A 22,058-nucleotide genomic window follows, 5' to 3' on the forward strand; every position below is an offset into this window, starting at 1 on the left:
CCTGCGTCAGCTCAGGGCAGCCGCGTGATCGCATGCAGGTAGTCGGGCCAGTGCATCAACTCGTCCCAGGGGATGGGCGCGGTCTGTGCCAGCAGCGCCAGGCGGCGGTCGTCGCTGGCGGCATCAGGCTCCCAGCGGCCCTGTTCCTGGGCCTTCAGCAGGCCGTCCAGCAGGTCGTCCACCGGCGCGCCGCCGTCCACGATGCTCTGGTTGCACAGCAGCAGCAGGTCGCAGCCGGCATTCAGCGCGGCGATGCCGCCTTCCAGCGCACTGCCCGCCACGCGCGCGCCTTCCATGCTCAGGTCGTCGCAGCAGATGGCGCCCTGGAAGCCCAGCTGGCCGCGCAGGATGTCCTGCAGCCAGCGGCGCGAGAAGCCCGCCGGCTGGCTGTCCACCTTCGGAAAGGTGACGTGCGCCGGCATCACGCTGCTCAGGCTGGTGGACAGCCAGTCGTAGGGCTTGGCGTCGTCGGCCAGGATGGCCTTGAGCGAGCGCTTGTCCACCGCGTTGGCATGGTGCGAATCGGCCTTCGCATACCCGTGCGCCGGAAAGTGCTTGCCGCAGTTGGCCATGCCGGCGCGCAGCAGGCCGTGCATCAGGCTCTTGGCCAGCAGCGCCACCACGCGCGGGTCGCGGTGGAAGGCGCGGTCGCCGATGACGGCGCTCTGGCCATGGTCCAGGTCCAGCACCGGGGTGAAGCTCAGGTCCACACCGCAGGCGCGCAGTTCGCTGCCCAGCACATAGCCGCAGGCGGTGGCGGCGTCGGTGGCACGCATCGCGTCCTGCATCCACAGCTCGCCCAGCGCGCGCATCGGCGGCAGGTGGGTGAAGCCATCGGTGCGAAAGCGCTGCACGCGGCCGCCTTCATGGTCCACCGCGATCAGCAGGTCGGGCCGGAGGGACTTGGCCTCGGCGGCCATGGCGGTGAGCTGGTGGCGGTTTTGCCAGTTGCGGCCGAAGAAGATCAGGCCACCGGTCAGCGGATGCTGCAGGCGGCGGCGGTCGTCGGCGTTGAGTTCGGTGCCGGCCACGTCGAGGATGACGGGCGCATGGGTTTGAGGGCTGTGCATCCGGCCATTGTCGGCCAGCCGGCACGGGTGTTCAGCCCTCGGCGCGTTCCACCACCACAAAGGCGGCGGCGTAGTCGGTCTCGTCGGTGATGGACACATGCGCGCGCAGGCCGCGCGCCGCGAACCAGGTGGCCAGCTCGCCGTGCAGGCGGATCTCGGGCTTGCCGCTGGCGGCCTTGACCACCTCGCAGGCGCGCCAGGTCATCGGCATGCGCATGCCCATGCCGATGGCCTTGGAGAACGCCTCCTTGGCCGAGAAGCGCGTGGCCAGATAGCTGATGCCGCGCGCTTCCACCTTGGCGAAGCGGGCGCGGAACACCTCGATCTCATGCGGGCCCAGCACCTTCTCGGCAAAGCGCTGGCTCTTGCGGTCGAGCGTGCGCGCGATGCGCCGCACGTCGCAGATGTCGGTGCCGATGCCGTAGATCACCCGGGGTAGGCTGCGGCGATGCAGCGCTGGTAGTCGCGGATGGTGGCGGTGTAGCCCAGCTCCAGCGCATCGGCGATGAGCGCATGGCCGATGGACACCTCCTGCACGCCGGGCACGGCGCGCAGGAAGTCGGCCAGGTTGTCGCGGTTGAGGTCGTGGCCCGCGTTCACGCCCAGGCCGGCGGCCAGCGCCGCTTCGGCAGCGGCGGTGAAGCCGGCCAGCACCTCGGCCTGGCGCGGCGTGCCCCAGGCGCTGGCATAGGTCTCGGTGTACAGCTCCACGCGGTCGGCGCCCACCTCGCGGGCCAGCTTCATGGCCTCGGGGATGGGGTCCATGAACAGGCTCACGCGCACGCCCAGCGCCTTGGTCTCGGCGATCACAGGCGCCAGCCGCTCGATGTCGGCGGGCAGCTGCCAGCCATGGTCGGAGGTGAACTGGCCTTCGGCATCGGGCACGAAGGTGGCCTGCGCAGGCCGCACCACCCGCACGAAGTCCATCAGGTTGTGGAAGGGATTGCCTTCGATGTTGTATTCGATGTGCGGCCAGTCGCGGCGCAGCAGCTCGGCCAGCTCATGCACGTCGCTGCCGCGGATGTGGCGCTCGTCGGGCCGCGGGTGCACGGTGATGCCGTTGGCCCCGGCCTGCAGCACGATGCCGGCCGCCCGGGTGACGCTGGGAATGCCCAGGTGGCGGGTGTTGCGCAGCAGCGCCACCTTGTTGAGGTTCACCGACAAGGCGGTGGGCGCCAGCCGGCCAGCGGCCTCGGATGCGATCAGCGGGTTCATCGTGGGGCGCGGGCACTGTCGACGAGCTTCTGCACATCGAGCATCACCTGGCGCGTGCGTAGTTGCGGTGTGCCCAGATGATAGTGAAGCAGCGCCCGCAGCGCCCCGCGCAGCGGGCCCAGCGGCACCGCGCAGGCCTGCTGCAGCGCGGGCAGGCTGCCATGCTCCAGCGCAGCCTGCAGGCCGATGAGGTGGCCGCCGGCAAACGGACCATCGGGCGCCTCGAGCACGCCGGCCTCCGGCTGCAGCGCATAGCGCGCCGCCGGGTCCACCGTTTCCTGCGTGTGGCTTACCAGCGCCAGGTCGGGCAGCAGACCGATCTGCTGCAGCAGCGTCAGCTCGAAGGCGCGCAGCGCCGCCTGCGCGCGCTGGTCGTCGGGCCCGGCCACCGCGGCCAGCGTCTGGGCATAGGCATCGAAGAGGCGCGGGTGCGGGTCGTGGCGCGCCAGCAGCTTGAGCAGCAATTCGTTGAGGTAGAAGCCGCTGAACAGCGCATGGCCGCGCAGCACCGCCGCCGGCCCGGCCCATTCGGCGCCGCGCAGGTTCTGGATGTCCGACGCCTCTTCGTGCTTGGGCGGCTTGCCCAGGCCGACGTTGAGCCGCTGGAAGGGCAGCAGCACCGGCCGCAGCTGCGAATAGGGCCGCTTGGCGCCCTTGGCCGCCACCACCACCCGCCCGAGATCGCGGGTGAACAGGTCGATGATGAGGCTGGACTCGCTCCAGTCGTACTGGTGCAGGACGTAGGCGGCGTGGGTCTTCAAGCGGGGACTGCTGGGCTCACTCGTAGCCGTAGGAACGCAGGTGCTCTTCGCTGTCGGCCCAGCCGGACCGCACCTTCACCCACAGCTCCAGGAACACCTTGCAGTCCATCAGCCGCTCCAGCTCCTGGCGGGCCTCGCTGCCGATGCGCTTCAGGCGTTCACCGCCGTCGCCGATGATCATGCCCTTGTGCGCGTCCCGCTCCACGATGATGGTGGCGGCGATGCGGCGAAGGTGGCCCTCTTCCTCGAACTTGTCGATCACGACGGTGGAGGTATAGGGCAGCTCGTCACCGGTGAGGCGGAAGAGCTTCTCGCGGATCAGCTCGGCGGCCAGGAAGCGGTCGGTGCGGTCGGTGAGCGCGTCTTCTTCGTAGAACCAGGGCTGCTCGGGCAGGTAGGGCCGCACGATGCCCAGCAGGCGCTCCACCTCGGGCATCTTCTGCGCGCTCATCGGCACGAACTCGGCGAAGTTGCGCCGCTCCTGCATGCTCTTGAGCCAGGGCATCATCTCGGCGCGGCGGGTCACCGCGTCCAGCTTGTTGGCCACCAGCAGCACCGGCTTGTTCTCGGGCAGCAGCGCCAGCACCTTGGCGTCGTCCAGGCCGAAGCGGCCGGCCTCCACCACGAACAGCACCACGTCCACGTCGGCCAGCACGCCCTGCACCGTGCGGTTGAGCGTGCGGTTCAGCGCGGTGCTGTGGCGGGTTTGAAAGCCGGGCGTGTCGACGAAGACGAACTGCGCCTCCTCCAGCGTGCGGATGCCGGTGATGCGGTGCCGGGTGGTCTGGGCTTTTTTGGAGGTGATGCTCACCTTCTGGCCCACCAGCGCGTTCATCAGCGTGCTCTTGCCCACGTTGGGGCGGCCGACGATGGCCACCAGGCCACAGCGTTGACCGGAGGGCTCGCCGTGTTCGCCGCCCTCGCCTTCGGATGCGCCTTCAGGCGTTGCAGCGGTGTCGTTCATCATGTCTTTCTAGGATCGGAGCGGGCCGCCGGGGCGGTCGGACGCCTTCAGGGCCTCGAGCATGCGGCGGGCCGCCTCCTGCTCGGCGGTGCGGCGTGACTTGCCCTCGCCCTGCTCCACCAGGCCGAGCGCGGGCACGCCGCATTCGACCTCGAAGGTCTGGGCATGCGCCTGGCCGCGGGTGGCCACGATGCGGTAGGCCGGCACCGGCAGCTTGCGCGCCTGCAGCCATTCCTGGAGTTCGGTCTTGGCGTCCTTGCTCCAGCTGTCGATCTCGGTATTGGCGATCACGTCGCCGAAAAGGCGCCGCACCAGGGCCTGCGCCGGTTCGAAGCCGCCGTCCAGGAAGGTGGCGCCGATCACCGCTTCCAGCGCATCGGCCAGGATGGAGGCGCGTTGGGCGCCGCCGCCGCGGGCTTCACCGTCGGACAGGCGGATCACCTCGGGCAGGCCCAGGGCCAGCGCCACGCGGTGCAGGCTTTCTTCGCGCACCAGGTGGGCCCGCACGCGGGTCAGGTCGCCTTCGTCCGAGTCGCCGAAACGCTCGTACAGCATGGCCGAGACCGCGGTGCTGAGCACCGCGTCGCCCAGGAATTCCAGCCGTTCGTTGTGGTCGGCACCGGCGCTGCGGTGCGTCAGCGCGCGGCCCAGCAGCTTCTGCTGCGTGAAGCGGTATCCCAGGCGCTGCTGCAGCGCGTCGAAACGTGCATCGACCATAAGGCGGTCCTCAGTTCGAGCGGCCCTCGTACTTGATCAGCAGGTACACCGGCGCCACCAGTTCGATCTGCTTGTCATACGCAAACCGGATCACGATGCGCTCGTTCTCCTTGGTGATGTCGAGGTCCTTGCCACTGATGGTGGAGATCGAATACTCGATCTCCTTTTGCTTGTCGAACGCGGCGCGCAACTCGGGCACGGTGGTGGCGCCGCTGTCGACGATCTTGTTCACGGCCCGCTTGATCGTCAGGTACTCGTTGACGGTCGGGAACACGCGCATGACGATCAGCGCGCCGAAGCCGATCACGATGGCCCAGAACAGCAGGCCGATCAGCGTGATGCCACGCTGGCGGGTGCGGTGGTGTGCGATCGTCGACATGGTCAGTGGAATGCGCCGATGCGCCCGAGGTTCCCGAAGTTCATCCACACGAAGAAGGCGCGGCCGACGATGTTCTCATCCGGCACGAAACCCCAGTAGCGCGAGTCCTGCGAGTTGTCGCGGTTGTCGCCCATCATGAAGTAGTGCCCCGCCGGCACCTTGCAGGTGACGCCTTCGGCGGTATAGCTGCACTGGTCGCTGTACGGGAAGGCGTGTGAACCCGGGATGAAGGCCGGCCGGTCCTTGTCGTTCAGGATCTGGTGTTCCACGTTGCCCAGCTTCTCGGAGAAGTGCTGCGCGTAGCGGCGGCTGTCCTCGTCGTAGAAGTCGGGCAGCGGCGTCACCGGCACCGGCTGGCCATTGATGGTCAGGCGCTTGTTGATGTAGGCCACCTCGTCACCGGGCACGCCCACCACGCGCTTGATGTAGTCCACGCGCGGGTCCACCGGGTAGCGGAACACCACCACGTCGCCCCGCTGCGGCTCGTTCAGCGGGATGATCTTCTTGTTGATCACCGGCAGCCGGATGCCGTAGTGGTACTTGTTCACCAGGATCAGGTCGCCCACCAGCAGCGTCGGGATCATCGAGCCCGACGGGATCTTGAAGGGCTCGAACAGGAACGAGCGCAGCAGGAACACCGCCAGGATCACCGGGAACAGGCCCGCGGTCCAGTCCAGCCACCAGGGCTGCATCAGCAGCTTGCGGCGGGCTTCGGTCACGTCGACGTCGTGCTTGTCGATGCCCGAGCGCTGCAGCTCGGCGCTGCGCTCGGCAGCCTGCTCCGTCAGCGCGGCGGCGGCCGCGGCGCGGGCCGGCTGGAAGCGCAGGCGCTCGGCCAGCCAATAAGCCAGCGTCACCACCGTCAGCACGAACAGCAGCAGCGCAAAGTTGCCCACCCAGAACCCGAGGAACCAGCCCCCGAGGTAAATCGCGAGCAGGCCGTACAACAAACCGGTCAGAGGTCCCATCAATCGTCCACTTGTAGGATGGCCAGAAACGCTTCCTGCGGCACCTCGACGGAGCCGATCTGCTTCATGCGCTTCTTGCCGGCCTTTTGTTTTTCGAGCAGCTTGCGCTTGCGGGTGATGTCCCCGCCGTAGCATTTTGCCAGCACGTTTTTACGCAGCGCCTTGATGTTCTCGCGCGCGATGATGTTGGCGCCGATGGCCGCCTGGATGGCCACGTCGTACATCTGCCGCGGGATCTGCTCGCGCATCTTGGCGGCCACGGCGCGGCCACGGTACTGGCTTTGCGAACGGTGCACGATCATGGCCAGCGGGTCGACCTTGTCGCCGTTGATCAGGATGTCCACCTTCACCACGTCGGCGGCGCGGTACTCCTTGAACTCGTAGTCCATCGAGGCATAGCCCCGCGACACGCTCTTGAGCTTGTCGAAGAAGTCCAGCACGATCTCGGCCAGCGGGATCTCGTAGGTGAGCATCACCTGCTTGCCGTGGTAGGCCATGTTCAGCTGCACGCCGCGCTTCTGGTTGGCCAGCGTCATCACCACGCCCACGTAGTCCTGCGGCATGTACAGGTGCACGGTGACGATGGGCTCGCGGATCTCGCGGATGCGGCCGGGGTCGGGCATCTTGCTGGGGTTTTCCACCTGCAGCACGGTGCCGTCGTTCAGCTCCACCTCGTAGATCACGCTGGGCGCGGTGGTCACCAGGTCCTGGTCGAACTCACGCTCCAGGCGCTCCTGCACGATCTCCATGTGCAGCAGGCCCAGGAAGCCGCAGCGGAAGCCGAAGCCCAGCGCCTGCGACACCTCGGGCTCGAAGCGCAGCGAGCTGTCGTTGAGCTTGAGCTTCTCGAGCGCGTCGCGCAGCTGGTCGTACTCGCTGGCTTCAGTGGGGTACAGGCCCGCGAACACCTGCGGCTGGATTTCCTTGAAGCCGGGCAGTGCCTCGGTGGCCGGGCCGGCGTTGTTGGGCAGCTTCTTTTCCAAGGTGACGGTGTCGCCCACCTTGGCCGCGGCCAGCTCCTTGATGCCGCAGATCACGAAGCCCACCTCGCCGGCGTTCAGCGCCTCGCGGTTCTCGCTCTTGGGCGTGAACACGCCCAGGTGCTCGATCGGGTAGACAGTGTTGGTGGCCATCAGCCGGATGCGCTCGCCCTTGCGGATCTGCCCGTCGACCACGCGCACCAGCATCACCACGCCCACGTAGTTGTCGAACCAGGCGTCGACGATCATCGCCCGCGGCGGACCTTCCGGATTGCCCTTGGGCGCAGGCATGCGGGTGATGACGGCTTCGAGGATCTCGTCGATGCCCATGCCGGTCTTGGCCGAGCAGGGAATGGCGTCGGTCGCGTCGATGCCGATCACGTCCTCGATCTCGGCCTTGGCGTTGTCGGGGTCGGCCGACGGCAGGTCCATCTTGTTGAGGACCGGCACCACCTCCACGCCCAGGTCGAGCGCGGTGTAGCAGTTGGCCACCGTCTGCGCTTCGACGCCCTGGGATGCATCGACCACCAGCAGCGCGCCTTCGCAGGCGGACAGCGAACGGCTGACTTCATACGAGAAGTCGACGTGCCCCGGCGTGTCGATCAGGTTGAGGTTGTACACACGGCCGTCGCGGGCCTTGTACTGCAATGCGGCGGTCTGCGCCTTGATGGTGATGCCCCGCTCGCGCTCGATGTCCATCGAGTCGAGCACCTGCGCTTCCATCTCGCGGTCGCTCAGCCCCCCACAGCGCTGGATGATGCGGTCGGCCAGCGTGCTCTTGCCGTGGTCGATGTGGGCAATGATGGAGAAATTGCGGATGTGGTCCATGGACACGAAGTTGGCTGCTGCTGTCACGGCAAAGGCCTGCCGTGCGGGCGCCGGGCGCCGAGCCGCACATAAAAAAAAGGCACGTCCAAAGAGGAGACGCGCCTTCCAACAAAACGTATGGCAACTGCTTGTTGGGCCTTCATTGTAGCCAAAAGGACTTGGCTGGAAACCGCGCCGTTGCTGGATTTCTTCGTTGCAGGTCGCCAACAGCGCAATTCTGTACACAGCTTATCCACAGGTGGCTGTGGATGTTCTGGGGACAGAACGGGAACCTTGGACTTGTGCGCGGAACGGCCGCCAAAGCGGCTCAACAACAATGCATTGTAGCTGTCGCGGGCAGCAATCCCGGCCGCTTTGCGGGGTGAAAGTCAGCGAGTACTAACTGCCGGATGCCCGTGTCCAACCTGCCGGCGCCGGGGTTTTTCCGCATCCCGGAAAGCCCCGCCGCCGCCGTCGGATGTCGGGTTCATTTGCTCGGCCGGATCACTGCGTAGTTCGTCCACTCGCCACGGCGCACCAGCACGCTGACCGGCTTGGTGCGGTCGAGCTTGGCTACCGCGGCATTGAACTGCCTGGCGTCCACCACCTCGACGTTGTCCACCGACAGGATGACATCGCCTTCACGCAAGCCGGCCCGGGCCGCGGCACCTTCGGCCAGCTCCACCCGCACGCCGCCACGCACCTTCAACTCCTTGCGCTGCGCCTCGGTCAGGTCGGACACCGTCAGGCCGATGGCCGTCTTCGGCGCCGAAGCCGGCGACTCGGCCTTGGCCACGCGGCGCGCCTGATCAGGCTCCAGCTCGGCCACGGTCACCGCCAGGTCGCGCGTGGCGCCGCGGCGGTACACCTGCAGCGTCGCCTTGGCGCCTGGCTTGGTGTTGCCGATGATGCGCGGCAGGTCGCCGGACTTGTCGACGGTGCGGCCGTCCACCTTGGTGATGATGTCGCCCGCCTCGATGCCGGCCTTCTGCGCCGGGCCGCCCTCTTCCACGCCCTGCACCAGCGCGCCGGCCGGCTTGCCCAGACCGATGGACTCGGCCACGTCCTTGGTGACGGGCGCGATGGTCACGCCAATGCGGCCCCGCACCACGCGGCCGGTGGCGCGCAGCTGGTCGGCCACGCGCATCGCTTCGTCGATGGGAATGGCGAAGGAGATGCCGGCGAACATGCCCGAGCGGCTGTAGATCTGCGAGTTGATGCCCACCACCTCACCGCGCAGATTGAGCAGCGGGCCGCCCGAGTTGCCGGGGTTGATCGCGACGTCGGTCTGGATCAGCGGCAGGTAGTCGCCGGTGTCGCGCTGCTTGGCGCTGACGATGCCGGCGGTCACGGTGTTCTCGAGGCCGAAGGGCGAGCCGATGGCCATCACCCATTCGCCCACCTTCAGCTTGTTCACGTCGCCGGTCTTGACGAAGGGAAAGCCGGTGCCGTCGATCTTGACCACGGCCACGTCGGTGCGCTTGTCGGAGCCGATGATCTTGGCCTTGAACTCGCGCTGGTCGGTCAGCGTGACGATGACCTCGTCGGCGCCTTCCACCACGTGGGCATTGGTCATCACGAAGCCGTCGGCGCTCAGGATGAAGCCCGAGCCCACGCCACGCTGCTGCGGTGCGGATTCTTCATCGGGCGCGGTGGGCGGGCCGTTGCGGCGCGGCGTGTTGGGCAGCGGGATGCCGAAGCGCCGGAAGAACTCGCGCATCTGGTCGTCCATCTCGCCGCCGCCCTGGGCGCTGCGCACCCGCTCGGTGGTGCGGATGTTCACCACGGTCGGGCTCATGCGCTCGGCCAGTTCGGTGAAGTCGGGCAGCTCCCGCGCCTGCGCCTGGCCGACGGCGGGCACACCCGCCAGCGACAGCGCACACAGGCCCGCCGCAACAGCCGCACGCCAGTCAGGCCTGCGGACGGCAATGTTCAATCCCATGAAGACTCCCGAACTCGTTGTCTTGGTCTGCGGTTCAACGGCGCTCCAGCGCCTTGCCGAACTTCTTGAGCGTGGCCAGCGGCACGTCGCCCATCGCGGTGACCCACCAGTCGCCATGACGCTCCATCAGCGTGTGGGTGGCGCCGATCGAGGTTTCGACGGCCTGGCGGTGCCGCTCCGCACTGTAGGGCTCGATGAATACCGACACATGGGTGAGGCCGTCGGAGTACACCGCCTGCAGCATGTCGGCCGGGCCGGCGGCCTGGTCGTTCGGGCTGGCCGCGTCCAGCGAGCGCTTGACGCAACGGATCTGCCGGAAGCCCTTGACCGGGCTCTTGAGCTGCCAGCCTTCGGCTTCCAGCCTGGCCGGCGTCAGCACCGGCTTGAGCACACGGTAGCCGTCCAGCATCTTCATCGCCTTCAGCACCGCGTCGGGCTGCGGCTTGACGCCGATGGTCACGTCGGTGAAGGCGGCGCTTTCCAGCACGCGGCCATCGCCGCCGATCACATCGGTTCGCAGCAGCAGGCCGGTGGCCTTGTCGGCCCACAGCCGCTGCGCAAAGCGCTCCGTGTCGCGCGGGCGCAGCAGGAACACCGCGGTGTCGTGGCCGGCGATGCGGTCATCGCCCTCCGGCACCAGTTCGTAGCGGTCGAAGATCTGTTCTTCGCTGGACTTCAGCAGCGAAGGGAACGGCGCCAGCGGGTCGCGCTGCTCCACCGAAGCCAGGCGGCTGCCCGGCCACAGCGTCTGCACCACCTCGTTGTGGCGCAGCACCTGGCGGCGCTCGCCGTCCAGGCCGTCGATGCGCTCGTAGGTGTGCGGCCCTTCGCAGTAGTGCGCGATGCGCGAGCTGGTGACGGCACCGCCGGCAGTAACCACCATGGTGCCCTGGTAGTTGCGCTGGCTGGCGGCGCCGTGGATGCGGGCCAGCCAGGCACGGGCATCGGTGGCCGGCGCCGTGGGTGCGCTGGCCGTTGCGGCGGCCGCCCAGGCGGAGCCGCCGGCCGCGGTGGTCAGCAGGACGAGAGCGGAGTTGACGACTCGACGGCGAACCACGGACACGCTCAGCGCTCAGATCCGGCCGGTGCCGCGACGCGCACCGACACCGCCGGCATCGCCAGCACCGAACTGCTTCCGTACTGCTTGTGCGCCGCCAGGTACCGGTCCAGCCGGGCATCACGGATGAGGCGGCCGTTGGCCACCGGCACCGACACCGGCACGGCCGTCGCCTGCGCAGGCGGCAGCGTGGCCACCACCGGCTGGATGCCGGCCGTGGCCGGCGCACCCGCGATCACAGCGCCACCCGGCGCAGTGCCCGGCACCTCCGCCACGCGAGTGACCACCAGCACGCCGGCCACGGCCATGAAACCGGCGGCCACCGCCGTGGGCGCGGCCCAGGCGCGGCGCCAGAAGCTGCGGCGGCCGGTGCCGGCCCGGCCCGCGGGACCGCCGTTGGCCGCCCGGCGCGGCGCCGCCAGCGGCTGCGGCAGTTCGATCTGCGGCGCCTGCTGCGGTGCGAGGACCACGGGCTCCGCCGCCAGACGGGTGCGCAACGCCGCCAGGAAGGCTTCGTCGCGCTGCGGGCGGTGGGCCAGGTCCTCGGAGCGCAGCACGTCACCGATCAGGTGGTACGCGTACCAGTCGGCCCGCGACTGGCCATCCTCTCGCCACGCGGCGCAGGCGCGCGCCACCGCGCCGTCATCCGCGGCGCCGTCCATCAAATCCGACAACGCCTGCCGACGTGTCTGTTGATCCAGCCGATCCACCATTTCCGACTCCAGTGTGCTGTCGTGGGGGCGCGCTACCAGCGCTCGCCCTCGCGGGTGCCCAACAGCGGGCGAAGACGTTCCGCAATCGCCTCGCGCGCCCGGAAAATCCGCGAACGCACCGTGCCGATCGGGCAGTTCATCACTTCAGCGATTTCCTCGTAGCTCAGACCTTCGATCTCGCGCAGGGTGATCGCCTGGCGCAAGTCTTCAGACAAAGCTTCGATGGCTCCGTTCACCGTGGCGGCAATTTCTTTCGTCGCCAGCACGGCTTCCGGGGTCTCGCCATCGCTTAGTTCGTTCTCGACGCGCGAAGTTTCGTCCTCGTCTTCCCGACCTGACAGCGCATTTTCGGAGACCAGCGGATCCCGCTTCAGATCGACCAGCGCCTTCTTGGCGGTGTTGACCGCGATGCGGTACAGCCAGGTGTAGAAAGCGCTGTCGCCGCGGAACTGCGGGATGGCCCGGTAGGCCCGGATGAAGGTTTCCTGCGCGATGTCGGGCACTAGGTCCACATCGCGCACCATGCGGCCGATCAGCCGCTCGATGCGCCGTTGGTACTTCACCACCAGCATCTCGAACGCCTTGACATCGCCGTTCTTCACACGGTCGATCAAGAGGGCGTCGGCGTCCGCTGCGTTGGTCATTCAGGCTCTTGGGTGGCCTACATCCGCAGCGCGGAAGGGGTCCGGGGTTCAGGGCGGCGGGAATATACCGCAGTGCGCAATCCGTGCCAGCCCGCACGGGCGCCAGCCCGGGATACTGGCAAATGGGCGGCCCGCCCGCCGCGGCGACCGGACGGCATGAAGTGCAGCAAGATCCAGGGGCCGAGGTCGATGACCACCGCCACCTGACCGTTGCTGCCGCCCCAGTGCCATTCGGCGCCGTCCCAGGCCAGCACACCGGCAGGTGCCGGCAGCAGGCGATGGGAAAGGCCGGCACCGGCCAGACCCGCCATCCCGGCCATCACCGCGACGACGAGCACCGGCAGCTCGGCCATCAGGCCCAGCCAGGCTGCCAGCACCGCGGCAGCCGCCGCACAGCTGACCGCCGCGGCGATGCGCCAGCCCAGGTCATCACCCACGACGACCTGCACCGCGGGTGCCGATCGCATGGTGGGCGCGCCGCAGTGCCGGCGCCGTCAGGCGCGACGGAAGACCAGCGTGCCGTTGGTGCCGCCGAAACCGAAGTTGTTCTTCACCGCGACGTCGATCTTCATTTCCCGAGCTTCGTTCGGGCAGTAGTCGAGGTCACACTCCGGATCGGGGTCGACGAGGTTGATCGTCGGCGGCACCACCTGGTGGTGCAGTGACAGCACGGTGAACACCGATTCGATGCCACCGGCGCCGCCCAGCAGGTGACCGGTCATCGACTTGGTGGAGCTGACCACCAGCTTGGACGCGTGATCGCCGAACGCCTTCTTGATGGCATTGGTCTCGTTCACGTCGCCCAGCGGCGTGGACGTGCCGTGCGCATTCAGGTACTGCACCGCCGAAGGATCGATCCGCGCATTGCGCAGCGCCGCCAGCATCGACCGCTTGGGGCCGTCGACGTTGGGCGCGGTCATGTGGAACGCGTCCGCTCCCATGCCGTAACCGATCAGCTCGGCGTAGATCTTGGCACCGCGGGCCTTGGCGTGCTCGTACTCCTCGAGCACCAGCGCGCCGGCGCCCTCGCCCAGCACGAAGCCGTCACGGCCCTTGTCCCAGGGGCGGGACGCGGCGGTGGGGTCATCGTTGCGGGTGGACAGCGCACGCGCAGCGGCAAAGCCACCGATGCCCAGCGGGGACACCGTGGATTCGGCACCGCCGGCCACCATCACGTCCACGTCGCCGTACTCGATCAGGCGAGCTGCCTCGCCGATGCAGTGCAGGCCGGTGGTGCAGGCGGTGACGATCGCCAGGTTCGGGCCGGTGAAGCCGTACTTGATGGACACATGCCCCGAGATCATGTTGATGATCGATGCGGGCACGAAGAACGGGGAAATCCGGCGCGGGCCGCGTTCGGTGTAGTCCTGATGGGTCTGCTCGATCATCGGCAAGCCACCGATGCCCGAACCCACCAACACCCCGATGCGCTCGGCCGTCTGCTCGTCGAGCGCTTCCCCGGTGGGAATACCCGAGTCCTGCACGGCCTGCATGGAGGCGGCCATCCCGTAGTGGATGAACGTGTCCATGTGCCGGGCTTCCTTGCCGGGGATGTAATCCTCGATGTTGAAGCCCTTGACCTCACCCGCGAAGCGGCAGGCCATGGCCGACGCATCGAACTTGGTGATGTTGGCGATGCCCGAACGGCCGGCCACCAGGTTGGCCCACCCTTCGGCCACGCTGTTGCCCACCGGGCTGACCAGCCCCAGGCCCGTGACGACGACGCGACGACGAGTCATGGAAACCGACTCAGGCCTTCTGGTGATTGACCGCGTAGTCGATCGCCAGCTGCACCGTGGTGATCTTCTCGGCCTCTTCGTCGGGGATTTCGATGCCGAACTCGTCTTCGAGGGCCATCACCAGTTCGACCGTGTCGAGCGAGTCGGCACCCAGGTCGGCCACGAAGGCCTTTTCGTTGGTGACGTCCGACTCGGGCACGCCGAGTTGTTCGGCAATGATCTTCTTGACACGGGCTTCGATATCGCTCATTCGCTCCTCCTGGAACATACAAAACGGCCCGGAGTTTACGCGCCCTGCAGGCGGGGCCTGCGGGGGGCGTCCGGTCGGGCCGACCCGGTCCATCAGTTCATGTACATGCCGCCGTTGACATGCAGCTCGCTGCCGGTGATGTAGCCGGCCGCGGGGGACGCCAGGAACACGACCGCATCGGCCACTTCCTGCACCTCGCCCAGCCGACCCAGCGGAATCTGGGACAGCAGTGCGGTCTTCTGCGCTTCGGGCAGCACTTCGGTCATGTCGGTGGCAATGAAGCCGGGCGCGACGCAGTTCACGGTGATGCCGCGGCTGCCCAGCTCACGAGCCAGGGCACGCGTCATGCCAGCCACGCCGGCCTTGGCGGCGGCATAGTTGGCCTGGCCGGCATTGCCGGACGCGCCCACCACCGAAGTGATGTTGACGATGCGGCCGTAACGCTGCTTCATCATCGTGCGCATCACGGCACGGCTGGTGCGGAACACGGCCTTGAGGTTGGTGTCCAGCACCGCGTCCCAGTCCTCGTCCTTCATGCGCATGGCCAGCGTGTCACGCGTGATGCCCGCGTTGTTGACGAGGATGTGCAGGCCACCGAATTCCTTGGTCAGCGCGTCGATGGCCGCTTCCACGGCCGCCGCGTCGTTGACGTTCAGCGCAATGCCTCGGCCGCCATGCGGCGCCAGTGCTTCGGTGATGGCGGCAGCGCCGGACTCGGTGGTGGCGGTGCCGATCACCTTGACGCCCTGGGCAGCCAGCGCGCTGGCGATACCGCGGCCGATGCCGCGCGACGCGCCGGTCACCAGCGCCACCTGTTCGTTGAAGCTCTTCATGCCACCAGCCTCTTGGCCTCTTCCAGCGACGCGGGGTCGAACACGGTGGTGGACTGCACCTCCGGCTCAATGCGCTTGACCATGCCGGCCAGCACCTTGCCCGGACCGCATTCGATGATGACCTGGGCGCCTTGGGCGCGCAGCGCCTGCACCACCTCCACCCAGCGCACGGGGCCGAAGGCCTGCTCGTACAGCGCCTGGCGGATGGCCTGCGGGTCGGTTTCGATGGCCACGCGGATGTTGTTGACCACCGGCATCTGCGGCGCCAGCAGCGGCGTGGCCGCCAGGCGCTCCTTCAGCCGTTCAGCCGCCGGCTTCATCAGGCTGGAGTGGAACGGCGCCGACACCGGCAACGGCAGCGCGCGCTTGGCGCCCTTGGCCTTGAGCACTTCGCAGCCCTTCTCGACACCGGCCTTGGTGCCGGCGATCACGGTCTGCTTGGGATCGTTGAAATTGACGGCTTCCACCACCTCGCCGCTGGCCTGCGCGGCCTCGGCACAGCCCTCGCGCACGGCGGCGGCGTCCAGGCCCAGGATGGCGGCCATGGCGCCGGTGCCCACCGGCACGGCTTCCTGCATGGCCTGCGCGCGGAAACGCACCAGCGGCAGCGCATCGGCCAGCGTCAGCGCACCAGCGGCTACCAGCGCGCTGTACTCGCCCAGCGAATGGCCGGCCACCCACGCGGGCTTCAGGCCGGTTTCAGCCAGCCAGGCGCGGTAGCAGGCAATGCCTGCCACCAGCATCACCGGCTGGGTGTTGGTGGTGAGGTCGAGCTGTTCCTTGGGGCCGGCCTGGATCAGGCGGGCGATGTCCTCGCCCAGCGCCGCGGAGGCTTCTTCCAGCGTCTGGCGCACGGCGGGGTGGTCGCCCCAGGCGTCGAGCATGCCGACGGCCTGCGAGCCCTGGCCAGGAAAGACGAACGCAAACGATGTCATCGCGTGACTCTCGAAAGATGGAGGCGGCGGTGCTCAGAAATCGAGCAGCACGGCGCCCCAGGTGAAACCACCGCCGACGCCTTCCAGCATCAGGGTGTCGCCGCGGCGGATGCGGCCGGAACGCACGGCGCTGTCCAGCGCCAGCGGAATGGACGCAGCGGACGTGTTGCCATGCTCGTCGACGGTGACGATGACCTTGTCGGCGCTGAGCTTCAGCTTGCGCGCCGTGCTCTGCATGATGCGGATGTTGGCCTGGTGCGGGATCAGGAAGTCGATGTCGGACGCCTCGCGGCCGGCCTTGGCCAGCACCGAGCGGGCCACGTCTTCCAGCACACCGACGGCCAGCTTGAACACCGCCGGACCGTCCATCTTGAGCAGCGGATCGCCCAGGATCGCCCCACCCGACACATGGCCCGGGGTGCAGAGGATGTCCAGGTGGCGGCCATCGGCATGCAGCTCGCTGGCCACCAGGCCGGGCTCGTTGCTGGCTTCCAGCACCACGGCGCCGGCGCCGTCACCGAACAGCACGCAGGTGGTGCGGTCGTTGAAATCGAGGATGCGCGAGAACACCTCGGAACCCACGACCAGCGCCTTGCGGGCCGCACCGGTGCGGATCATCGAATCCGCCACCGTCAGCGCATAGACGAAGCCCGAGCACACCGCCTGCACGTCGAAGGCCGGGCAGCCATGCACGCCCAGCTTGTTCTGCAGGATGGTGGCGGTGGAGGGGAACACCATGTCCGGCGTGGACGTGGCGACGATGATCAGGTCGATGTCGGCCGCGGTGCAGCCGGCTGATTGCAGCGCCGCCAGCGAGGCATGCAGCGCCAGATCGCTGGCGGCCACCTCGGGCTCGGCGAAGTGGCGCGCCCGGATGCCGGTGCGCTCGACGATCCAGGCGTCGGAGGTTTCCAGACCCCGCTGCGCCAGCTGGGCCGCCAGGTCGTCGTTGGTGACGCGCCGCGGCGGCAGGTAGCTGCCGGTGCCGGCGATGCGGGAATACCGAGGTGTGGATGAATTCATGCGGCTTGGACGGTGTCGTCGGCACCGCCGGCGACCGGCTGGGCATTCAACGCCTGCAGCGTGTCGAGGATGCGGTCGTGGACCCGGTCCAGCAGTCGGTTGCGGGCGGCATCATACGCCCGGGTGAGGGCCTGCTCGAAACCGAAGGCATCGGCCGAGCCGTGGCTCTTGAAGACCAGGCCACGCAGGCCCAGCAGCGCGGCACCGTTCAGCCGGCGCGGGTCGACGCGGGTCTTGAAGTGGCGCAGCACCGGCAGCGCGATCAGCGCCGCGAACTTGGCAAAGGGTGTGCGGGTAAATTCCTGGCGGATCATGTCGCCCAGCATCGAGGCCAGGCCTTCGGCCGTCTTCAGCGCCACGTTGCCGACGAAACCGTCGCAGACGACGATGTCGGTCGTGCCCTTGAAGATGTCGTCACCCTCCACGTTGCCGTGGAAATGCAGGTGGCCACGGGCCGCCGCCTCGCGCAGCAGCTCGCCGGCACGCTTGATGGTATCGCTGCCCTTGATGACTTCTTCGCCGATGTTGAGCAGGCCCACGCTGGGGTCGGCCTTACCGCTGACGGCACCGACCAGCGCACTGCCCATCACCGCGAACTGCAGCAGGTGCTCGGCGCTGCAGTCCACATTGGCACCCAGGTCGAGCACGGTGGTGAAGCCGTCGAGCCGATTGGGCATGACCGTGGCGATCGCCGGGCGGTCGATGCCGTCCAGCGTCTTCAGCACGTAGCGGGCGACCGCCATCAGGGCGCCGGTGTTGCCGGCCGACACGCAGACGTGCGCCAACGGCTCCGCACCCTCACCGGATGCCTTGAGCTGGTTGATGGCCACACGCATCGACGAGTCGCGCTTGCGACGCAACGCCACCTCGACGGTGTCGTCCATCAGCACGGTTTCGCTCGCGTGCACGCAGGTGACGCGCGGCCACGAGGCCGCAGGCGCCAATGCCTCGGGTGTACCTACCAGCACCAACTCCGCCTGCGGATGCGCCGCAAGAAAAGCCTGGCAGGCCGGCAGGGTGACGCTGGGACCATGGTCGCCGCCCATGCAATCGACGGCGACTCGCACGCGCGACAGTGGCGTCAGGGCGGATTGGGACAAGGACATCGCCGGCTGGGCAGTGGGACCGGGTGGCAGCCGCATGCGCCGGGCGCAGCTACAGCCACACTGCCGACGCCGCGACGCGCGCGCCGGCCACCGAAGCCAAGACGCCGGACATGCAAGGCACGCCCGGCACCGCCATCATCAGGTGTCCGACTTGGTGCGCAGCACCTTGCGGCCACGGTAGAAGCCGGTCGGGCTGATGTGGTGACGCATGTGCGTTTCACCGGTGGTGGGCTCGATCGCGATGCCCGGCACGGGCAGCGCGTTGTGCGAACGGTGCATGCCCCGCTTCGAGGGCGACTTCTTGTTTTGCTGGACGGCCATGAGGTTCTCCTGGTGGCGCCAGCAAGTTACGGGCGGCGCCTTCGCGAAAAGCCGATGATCATAGCACGACCCGCGGGGGCCGTCACTCTGGCTTGTTGCCGCGCTTGAGCTGGGCCAGCGCGGCGAAGGGATTCACCTTCTCCTGCGGCGGCAGTTCCTCGGCCGAAGGTTCGGCCACCATCGGCAGCGGATCGGGGCATTGGTCGTGGCTGGGCACCAGCGGCAGCGCCAGCAGCACCTCGTCCTCCACCAGCTCCTGCAGGTCGAGCCAGCGCGGCAGCGCCAGCACGTCGTCGTCGCTGTCGGCGTCCAGCTGGGCGGCAAGTTGCTCGTCGCCCACGAAGCGCAGCCACTGGTCGACTTCCACAGGAATGGCCACCGGCGCCAGGCAGCGCTGGCATTCGCGCGGCACCTGGGCCTGCGCCTGCAGGTGCAGCCAGACCTGGGGCTCGCCGCCCTTGACCGGCCGTCGCTCGCCGTGGGCAGACCAGTGGACGTCTGGCAGCGGCGCGCCGTCATCCGTGGCGGGCGCATCCTCGGCCACACGGGCCAGCTCGCTCAGCGGCCAGCGGCCGGACAGTTCAGCGCCCTGCGCCGCAAAAGCCGCCACATCCAGGCGGCGGGGATCATGTTCTCCGGGCTTCATGCAGCCAGTGTAGACCGGGGTCCGCACGGGGCCGATGGGACAATGGCCGCATGGACGAACCCCGCCCCGCCCTCATCCTGGGCTCCACCTCCCCATACCGCCGCGAGCTGCTGGAACGGCTGCGGCAGCCCTTCTCGGTGATACGGCCCGACGTCGACGAAACGCCCGCAGACGGCGAAGCACCCGATGCGCTGGCGATGCGCCTCGCCCTGGCCAAGGCACGCGCCGCCGCAGCCACCGCCCGCACGCAACATGCCGACGCCATCGTCATCGGCTCCGACCAGGTGGCCGACCTGGACGGCCAGCCGCTGGGCAAGCCCGGCACCCATGAACGCGCCACGCAGCAGCTGCAGCAGATGCGCGGCCGCACGGTGCGCTTTCACACCGCCGTGAGCGTGCTGCGCCCGAGCACGGGCTTCGAGCGCACGCTGATGGCCACGGTGACGGCGCGCTTCCGCCCGTTGCAGGACGAAGAGATCGCGCGCTACCTGGCGGCCGAGCAGCCCTACGACTGCGCCGGCAGCGCCAAGGCCGAGGCGCTGGGCATCACGCTGCTGGAGGCCATCGAGTCCGACGACCCCACCGCGCTGATCGGCCTGCCGCTGATCCGCACCTGCGCCCTGCTGCGCGAAGCCGGACTGCCGCTGCCATGACGGGCACCTTGTACCTGGTGCCCAACACGCTGGACTTCGGCACCGGCGATGCCCAGCAGCCGCCCGACATCGAAAACACGCTGCCGCTGGGTGCGCTGAAGGTGGCGGCCGCCCTGCCCCACTGGGTGGCCGAGAACGCCAAGACGACGCGCAGCTTCCTCAAGCGCGTGGGCCAGCGGGTGCCGCTGAGCCGGCCGCTGCAGGAGATCGGCATCGTGGAACTGCCGCGCCCGCCCAAGGGGGGCGCGGCCGTGGCCGCACCCAACCTGGCGCCGCTGCTGGCACCGGCCTTGGCCGGGCATGACCTGGGGTTGATTTCGGAGGCCGGCCTGCCGGCCGTGGCCGACCCCGGCGCCTTGCTCGTGGCGGCGGCGCATGCGGCCGGCGTGCCCGTGCGGCCGCTGTCGGGCCCCACGTCGCTGCTGCTGGCGCTGTCGGCCAGCGGGCTCAATGGCCAGAGCTTCGCGTTCGTCGGCTACCTGCCGGTGGAAGCCGGCGCGCGCATCGCCCGGCTGCGTGAGCTGGAAGCCGTGTCGCGCAAGCAGCAGCAGACGCAGCTGATGATCGAAACGCCTTACCGCAACGGCGCCTTGCTGGCGGCCATGCTGCAGGCGCTGTCGGCCGGCACGCGGGTGTCGATCAGCGTCGGGCTGACACTGGAAGGCGGCTGGACGCGCACGATGACGGTGGCCGACTGGAAGCGGCAGGCGGTGAGCCTGCCGGATCGGATTCCGGCGGTGTTCTGCCTTCTGGCCTGACGTTGGCCCCCAAGCTCGCGGTGCTCGCGGCCCCCCAGGGGGGCGCAGGTTCCTTGGGGCGGCCCGGCGGAACCTGACGTTGCCGCCGAACGGTAGGCGTCTTGGTCAGGCCTTCTGGCCGCCGCCCAGCAAGGCCGCCACCTTGCGCTTGGTGCGGATGTTGGGCGTCAGGCCCCGCACCGCGGGCACGGCAGCCGCCGCGCCCTTTTCCCAGGCGGGCGGCGAATCCGAGGTGCTGGGCTCGTAGGGCTTGTCGAAGAAGGGATCGGCTGCCGGCGCCGACGAACCGTAGCGGCGGGTGGGCGCCGCTGCACGCTCGTAGCTGCGCTCGGCCGGCGCACGCTCACGCGGCGCCGCATCGTCCAGCTCGCGCGGACGGAAACGGCGCGGGCGGTCGTCTTCCAGCTCAAAGGGCTCGAGGTCGATCTTCTTCTTGATCAGCTTCTCGATGTCACCGATCAGCCGCGCGTCGTCGCGCGTGACCAGGGTGACGGCAATGCCCGAGGCGCCCGCCCGGCCGGTGCGGCCGATGCGGTGCACGTAGTCTTCGGCATTGAAGGGCACGTCGAAGTTGAAGACGGCCGGCAGGTCGGCGATGTCCAGGCCGCGCGCGGCCACGTCGGTGGCCACCAGCACGTCCACTTCACCGCGCTTGAAGGCTTCGAGGGACTTCAGGCGCTCGTCCTGCGACTTGTCACCGTGCAGCGCCGCGGTCTTGAGGTCGTCGCGCTCGAACGAGCGTGCCAGCCGGGCCGCGCCCAGCTTGGAATTGACGAACACGATGGCCTGCGAGAGCTGGCGGTCGCGCAGGATCTGGCGCACCACACGGCGCTTGTCATCGTCGGCCACGCTGTAAAAGCGCTGCTCCACGTTGGTGGCGGTGGCGTTGGGCCGGGCCACTTCCACCAGCACCGGGTCCTGCAGGTAGCTTTGCGACAGCTTCTTGATCTCGGGCGAGAAGGTGGCCGAGAACAGCAGCGTCTGCCGCTGCTTGGGCAGGAAGCTGAGGATGCGCTGCAGGTCGGGCAGGAAGCCGATGTCCAGCATGCGGTCGGCTTCGTCCAGCACCACGTACTCAACCTGGTTGAGCACGCAGTTCTTGGCCTCGATGTGGTCGAGCAGCCGGCCCGGCGTGGCAATCAGGATCTCGACGCCGGCCTTGAGCTGCAGCGTCTGCGGCTTCATGTCGATGCCGCCGAACACCACCGCTGAGCGCAGGTTGGTGTGCTGGGCGTACGACTTGACGTTGGCCGCCACCTGGTCTGCCAGCTCACGGGTGGGCGCCAGCACCAGCGCGCGCACCGGATGCCGCGCGGGCGACATCGAGGCGTTTTCATGCCGCAGCATCTTCTGCAGCAGCGGGATGGAAAAAGCCGCCGTCTTGCCCGTGCCGGTTTGCGCGGCCCCCATCACGTCGCGGCCGGCCAGCACCACCGGAATGGCCTTGGCCTGGATGGGCGTCATGGTGGCGTAGCCCTGGTCGGCCACGGCACGCAGCAGCTTGGGATCGAGCGGGAGGGTGTCGAAGCGCGCCGGGGCTTCGGGTACGGCGGTGGTCTCTGTCATTACCCAGCATT

25 protein-coding genes are annotated in these 22,058 nt (G+C 68.5%); 2 read left to right on the forward strand and 23 right to left on the reverse strand.

Going from position 1 to position 22,058, the window contains the following annotated elements; genetic code table 11:
* Positions 1-11: 11 nt before the first annotated feature.
* The 22 genes from nagZ to MW290_RS27245 all read right to left on the reverse strand — a co-directional run bounded on the left by nagZ (position 12) and on the right by MW290_RS27245 (position 19,070).
* Positions 12-1,070 carry a beta-N-acetylhexosaminidase gene (nagZ, locus tag MW290_RS27140; RefSeq protein WP_250197475.1) on the reverse strand — a complete coding sequence of 353 codons (1,059 nt, stop codon included), beginning with the start codon at positions 1,068-1,070 and terminating at the stop codon, positions 12-14.
* 31 nt (positions 1,071-1,101) lie between these two features.
* Positions 1,102-1,500 (reverse strand): holo-ACP synthase, encoded by a 399-nt coding sequence (gene acpS / locus MW290_RS27145; RefSeq protein ID WP_250197476.1) that lies wholly within the window; start codon positions 1,498-1,500, stop codon positions 1,102-1,104.
* A complete protein-coding gene (locus tag MW290_RS27150; protein WP_250197477.1) occupies positions 1,497-2,285 on the reverse strand; it encodes a pyridoxine 5'-phosphate synthase in 789 nt (262 codons plus the stop codon). Before MW290_RS27150 ends, acpS begins: the two co-directional genes overlap by 4 nt.
* Positions 2,282-3,046 (reverse strand): DNA repair protein RecO, encoded by a 765-nt coding sequence (gene recO / locus MW290_RS27155; RefSeq protein ID WP_250197478.1) that lies wholly within the window; start codon positions 3,044-3,046, stop codon positions 2,282-2,284. Before recO ends, MW290_RS27150 begins: the two co-directional genes overlap by 4 nt.
* A 16-nt stretch (positions 3,047-3,062) precedes the next feature.
* Positions 3,063-4,010: a GTPase Era gene (gene era / locus MW290_RS27160; protein WP_250197479.1), complete on the reverse strand. Its 948-nt coding sequence runs from the start codon at positions 4,008-4,010 to the stop codon at positions 3,063-3,065.
* Positions 4,011-4,019: 9 nt separating this feature from the next.
* Positions 4,020-4,727: a ribonuclease III gene (gene rnc, locus MW290_RS27165; protein WP_250197480.1), complete on the reverse strand. Its 708-nt coding sequence runs from the start codon at positions 4,725-4,727 to the stop codon at positions 4,020-4,022.
* A 10-nt stretch (positions 4,728-4,737) separates the two neighbouring features.
* Complete coding sequence (locus MW290_RS27170; RefSeq protein WP_250197481.1) at positions 4,738-5,106, reverse strand: DUF4845 domain-containing protein; 369 nt, start codon at positions 5,104-5,106, stop codon at positions 4,738-4,740.
* Between the two features lie 2 nt (positions 5,107-5,108).
* Positions 5,109-6,074 (reverse strand): signal peptidase I, encoded by a 966-nt coding sequence (gene lepB / locus MW290_RS27175; RefSeq protein ID WP_250197482.1) that lies wholly within the window; start codon positions 6,072-6,074, stop codon positions 5,109-5,111.
* A complete protein-coding gene (gene lepA / locus MW290_RS27180; protein ID WP_250200113.1) occupies positions 6,074-7,882 on the reverse strand; it encodes a translation elongation factor 4 in 1,809 nt (602 codons plus the stop codon). The genes lepB and lepA overlap by 1 nt, the downstream gene beginning before the upstream one ends.
* 466 nt (positions 7,883-8,348) lie before the next feature.
* Positions 8,349-9,803, reverse strand: coding sequence for a DegQ family serine endoprotease (locus MW290_RS27185; RefSeq protein ID WP_250197483.1), 1,455 nt, complete (start codon positions 9,801-9,803; stop codon positions 8,349-8,351).
* A gap of 34 nt (positions 9,804-9,837) precedes the next feature.
* Positions 9,838-10,860 carry a MucB/RseB family sigma factor regulatory protein gene (locus MW290_RS27190; protein WP_250197484.1) on the reverse strand — a complete coding sequence of 341 codons (1,023 nt, stop codon included), beginning with the start codon at positions 10,858-10,860 and terminating at the stop codon, positions 9,838-9,840.
* Positions 10,861-10,868: 8 nt separating this feature from the next.
* Positions 10,869-11,573: a sigma-E factor negative regulatory protein gene (locus MW290_RS27195; RefSeq protein ID WP_259373483.1), complete on the reverse strand. Its 705-nt coding sequence runs from the start codon at positions 11,571-11,573 to the stop codon at positions 10,869-10,871.
* A 32-nt stretch (positions 11,574-11,605) separates the two neighbouring features.
* On the reverse strand, positions 11,606-12,217 hold the full coding sequence (rpoE, locus tag MW290_RS27200) for an RNA polymerase sigma factor RpoE (protein ID WP_250197486.1): 612 nt from the start codon (positions 12,215-12,217) through the stop codon (positions 11,606-11,608).
* 17 nt (positions 12,218-12,234) lie between these two features.
* Positions 12,235-12,684 carry a hypothetical protein gene (locus MW290_RS27205; RefSeq protein WP_250197487.1) on the reverse strand — a complete coding sequence of 150 codons (450 nt, stop codon included), beginning with the start codon at positions 12,682-12,684 and terminating at the stop codon, positions 12,235-12,237.
* A 27-nt stretch (positions 12,685-12,711) separates the two neighbouring features.
* Positions 12,712-13,956 carry a beta-ketoacyl-ACP synthase II gene (gene fabF / locus MW290_RS27210; RefSeq protein ID WP_250197488.1) on the reverse strand — a complete coding sequence of 415 codons (1,245 nt, stop codon included), beginning with the start codon at positions 13,954-13,956 and terminating at the stop codon, positions 12,712-12,714.
* 10 nt (positions 13,957-13,966) lie between these two features.
* Positions 13,967-14,206, reverse strand: coding sequence for an acyl carrier protein (gene acpP, locus MW290_RS27215; protein WP_046114670.1), 240 nt, complete (start codon positions 14,204-14,206; stop codon positions 13,967-13,969).
* 92 nt (positions 14,207-14,298) lie between these two features.
* Positions 14,299-15,039 carry a 3-oxoacyl-ACP reductase FabG gene (fabG, locus tag MW290_RS27220; RefSeq protein ID WP_250197489.1) on the reverse strand — a complete coding sequence of 247 codons (741 nt, stop codon included), beginning with the start codon at positions 15,037-15,039 and terminating at the stop codon, positions 14,299-14,301.
* On the reverse strand, positions 15,036-15,974 hold the full coding sequence (fabD, locus tag MW290_RS27225) for an ACP S-malonyltransferase (protein ID WP_250197490.1): 939 nt from the start codon (positions 15,972-15,974) through the stop codon (positions 15,036-15,038). Before fabD ends, fabG begins: the two co-directional genes overlap by 4 nt.
* A gap of 33 nt (positions 15,975-16,007) precedes the next feature.
* Positions 16,008-16,997: a beta-ketoacyl-ACP synthase III gene (locus MW290_RS27230; RefSeq protein WP_250197491.1), complete on the reverse strand. Its 990-nt coding sequence runs from the start codon at positions 16,995-16,997 to the stop codon at positions 16,008-16,010.
* Positions 16,994-18,064 carry a phosphate acyltransferase PlsX gene (plsX, locus tag MW290_RS27235; RefSeq protein ID WP_375142976.1) on the reverse strand — a complete coding sequence of 357 codons (1,071 nt, stop codon included), beginning with the start codon at positions 18,062-18,064 and terminating at the stop codon, positions 16,994-16,996. Before plsX ends, MW290_RS27230 begins: the two co-directional genes overlap by 4 nt.
* 177 nt (positions 18,065-18,241) lie before the next feature.
* Entirely contained in the window at positions 18,242-18,424 is a 183-nt protein-coding gene (gene rpmF, locus MW290_RS27240) for a 50S ribosomal protein L32 (protein WP_250197493.1), read from the reverse strand.
* A gap of 82 nt (positions 18,425-18,506) precedes the next feature.
* Positions 18,507-19,070 carry a YceD family protein gene (locus tag MW290_RS27245; protein ID WP_250197494.1) on the reverse strand — a complete coding sequence of 188 codons (564 nt, stop codon included), beginning with the start codon at positions 19,068-19,070 and terminating at the stop codon, positions 18,507-18,509.
* A gap of 50 nt (positions 19,071-19,120) precedes the next feature.
* Here MW290_RS27245 and MW290_RS27250 point away from each other — a divergent pair, with 50 nt between their 5' ends.
* Positions 19,121-19,723, forward strand: a complete 603-nt coding sequence (locus MW290_RS27250) for a Maf family nucleotide pyrophosphatase (protein ID WP_250197495.1) — start codon at positions 19,121-19,123, stop codon at positions 19,721-19,723.
* Complete coding sequence (locus MW290_RS27255; RefSeq protein ID WP_250197496.1) at positions 19,720-20,481, forward strand: SAM-dependent methyltransferase; 762 nt, start codon at positions 19,720-19,722, stop codon at positions 20,479-20,481. Before MW290_RS27250 ends, MW290_RS27255 begins: the two co-directional genes overlap by 4 nt.
* A gap of 105 nt (positions 20,482-20,586) precedes the next feature.
* Here MW290_RS27255 and MW290_RS27260 read toward each other — a convergent pair whose 3' ends face one another.
* A complete protein-coding gene (locus MW290_RS27260; RefSeq protein ID WP_250197497.1) occupies positions 20,587-22,047 on the reverse strand; it encodes a DEAD/DEAH box helicase in 1,461 nt (486 codons plus the stop codon).
* Positions 22,048-22,058 lie beyond the last annotated feature (11 nt).

The organism is Aquincola tertiaricarbonis (assembly GCF_023573145.1).
Classification (GTDB): Bacteria; Pseudomonadota; Gammaproteobacteria; order Burkholderiales; family Burkholderiaceae_C; genus Aquincola; species Aquincola tertiaricarbonis_B.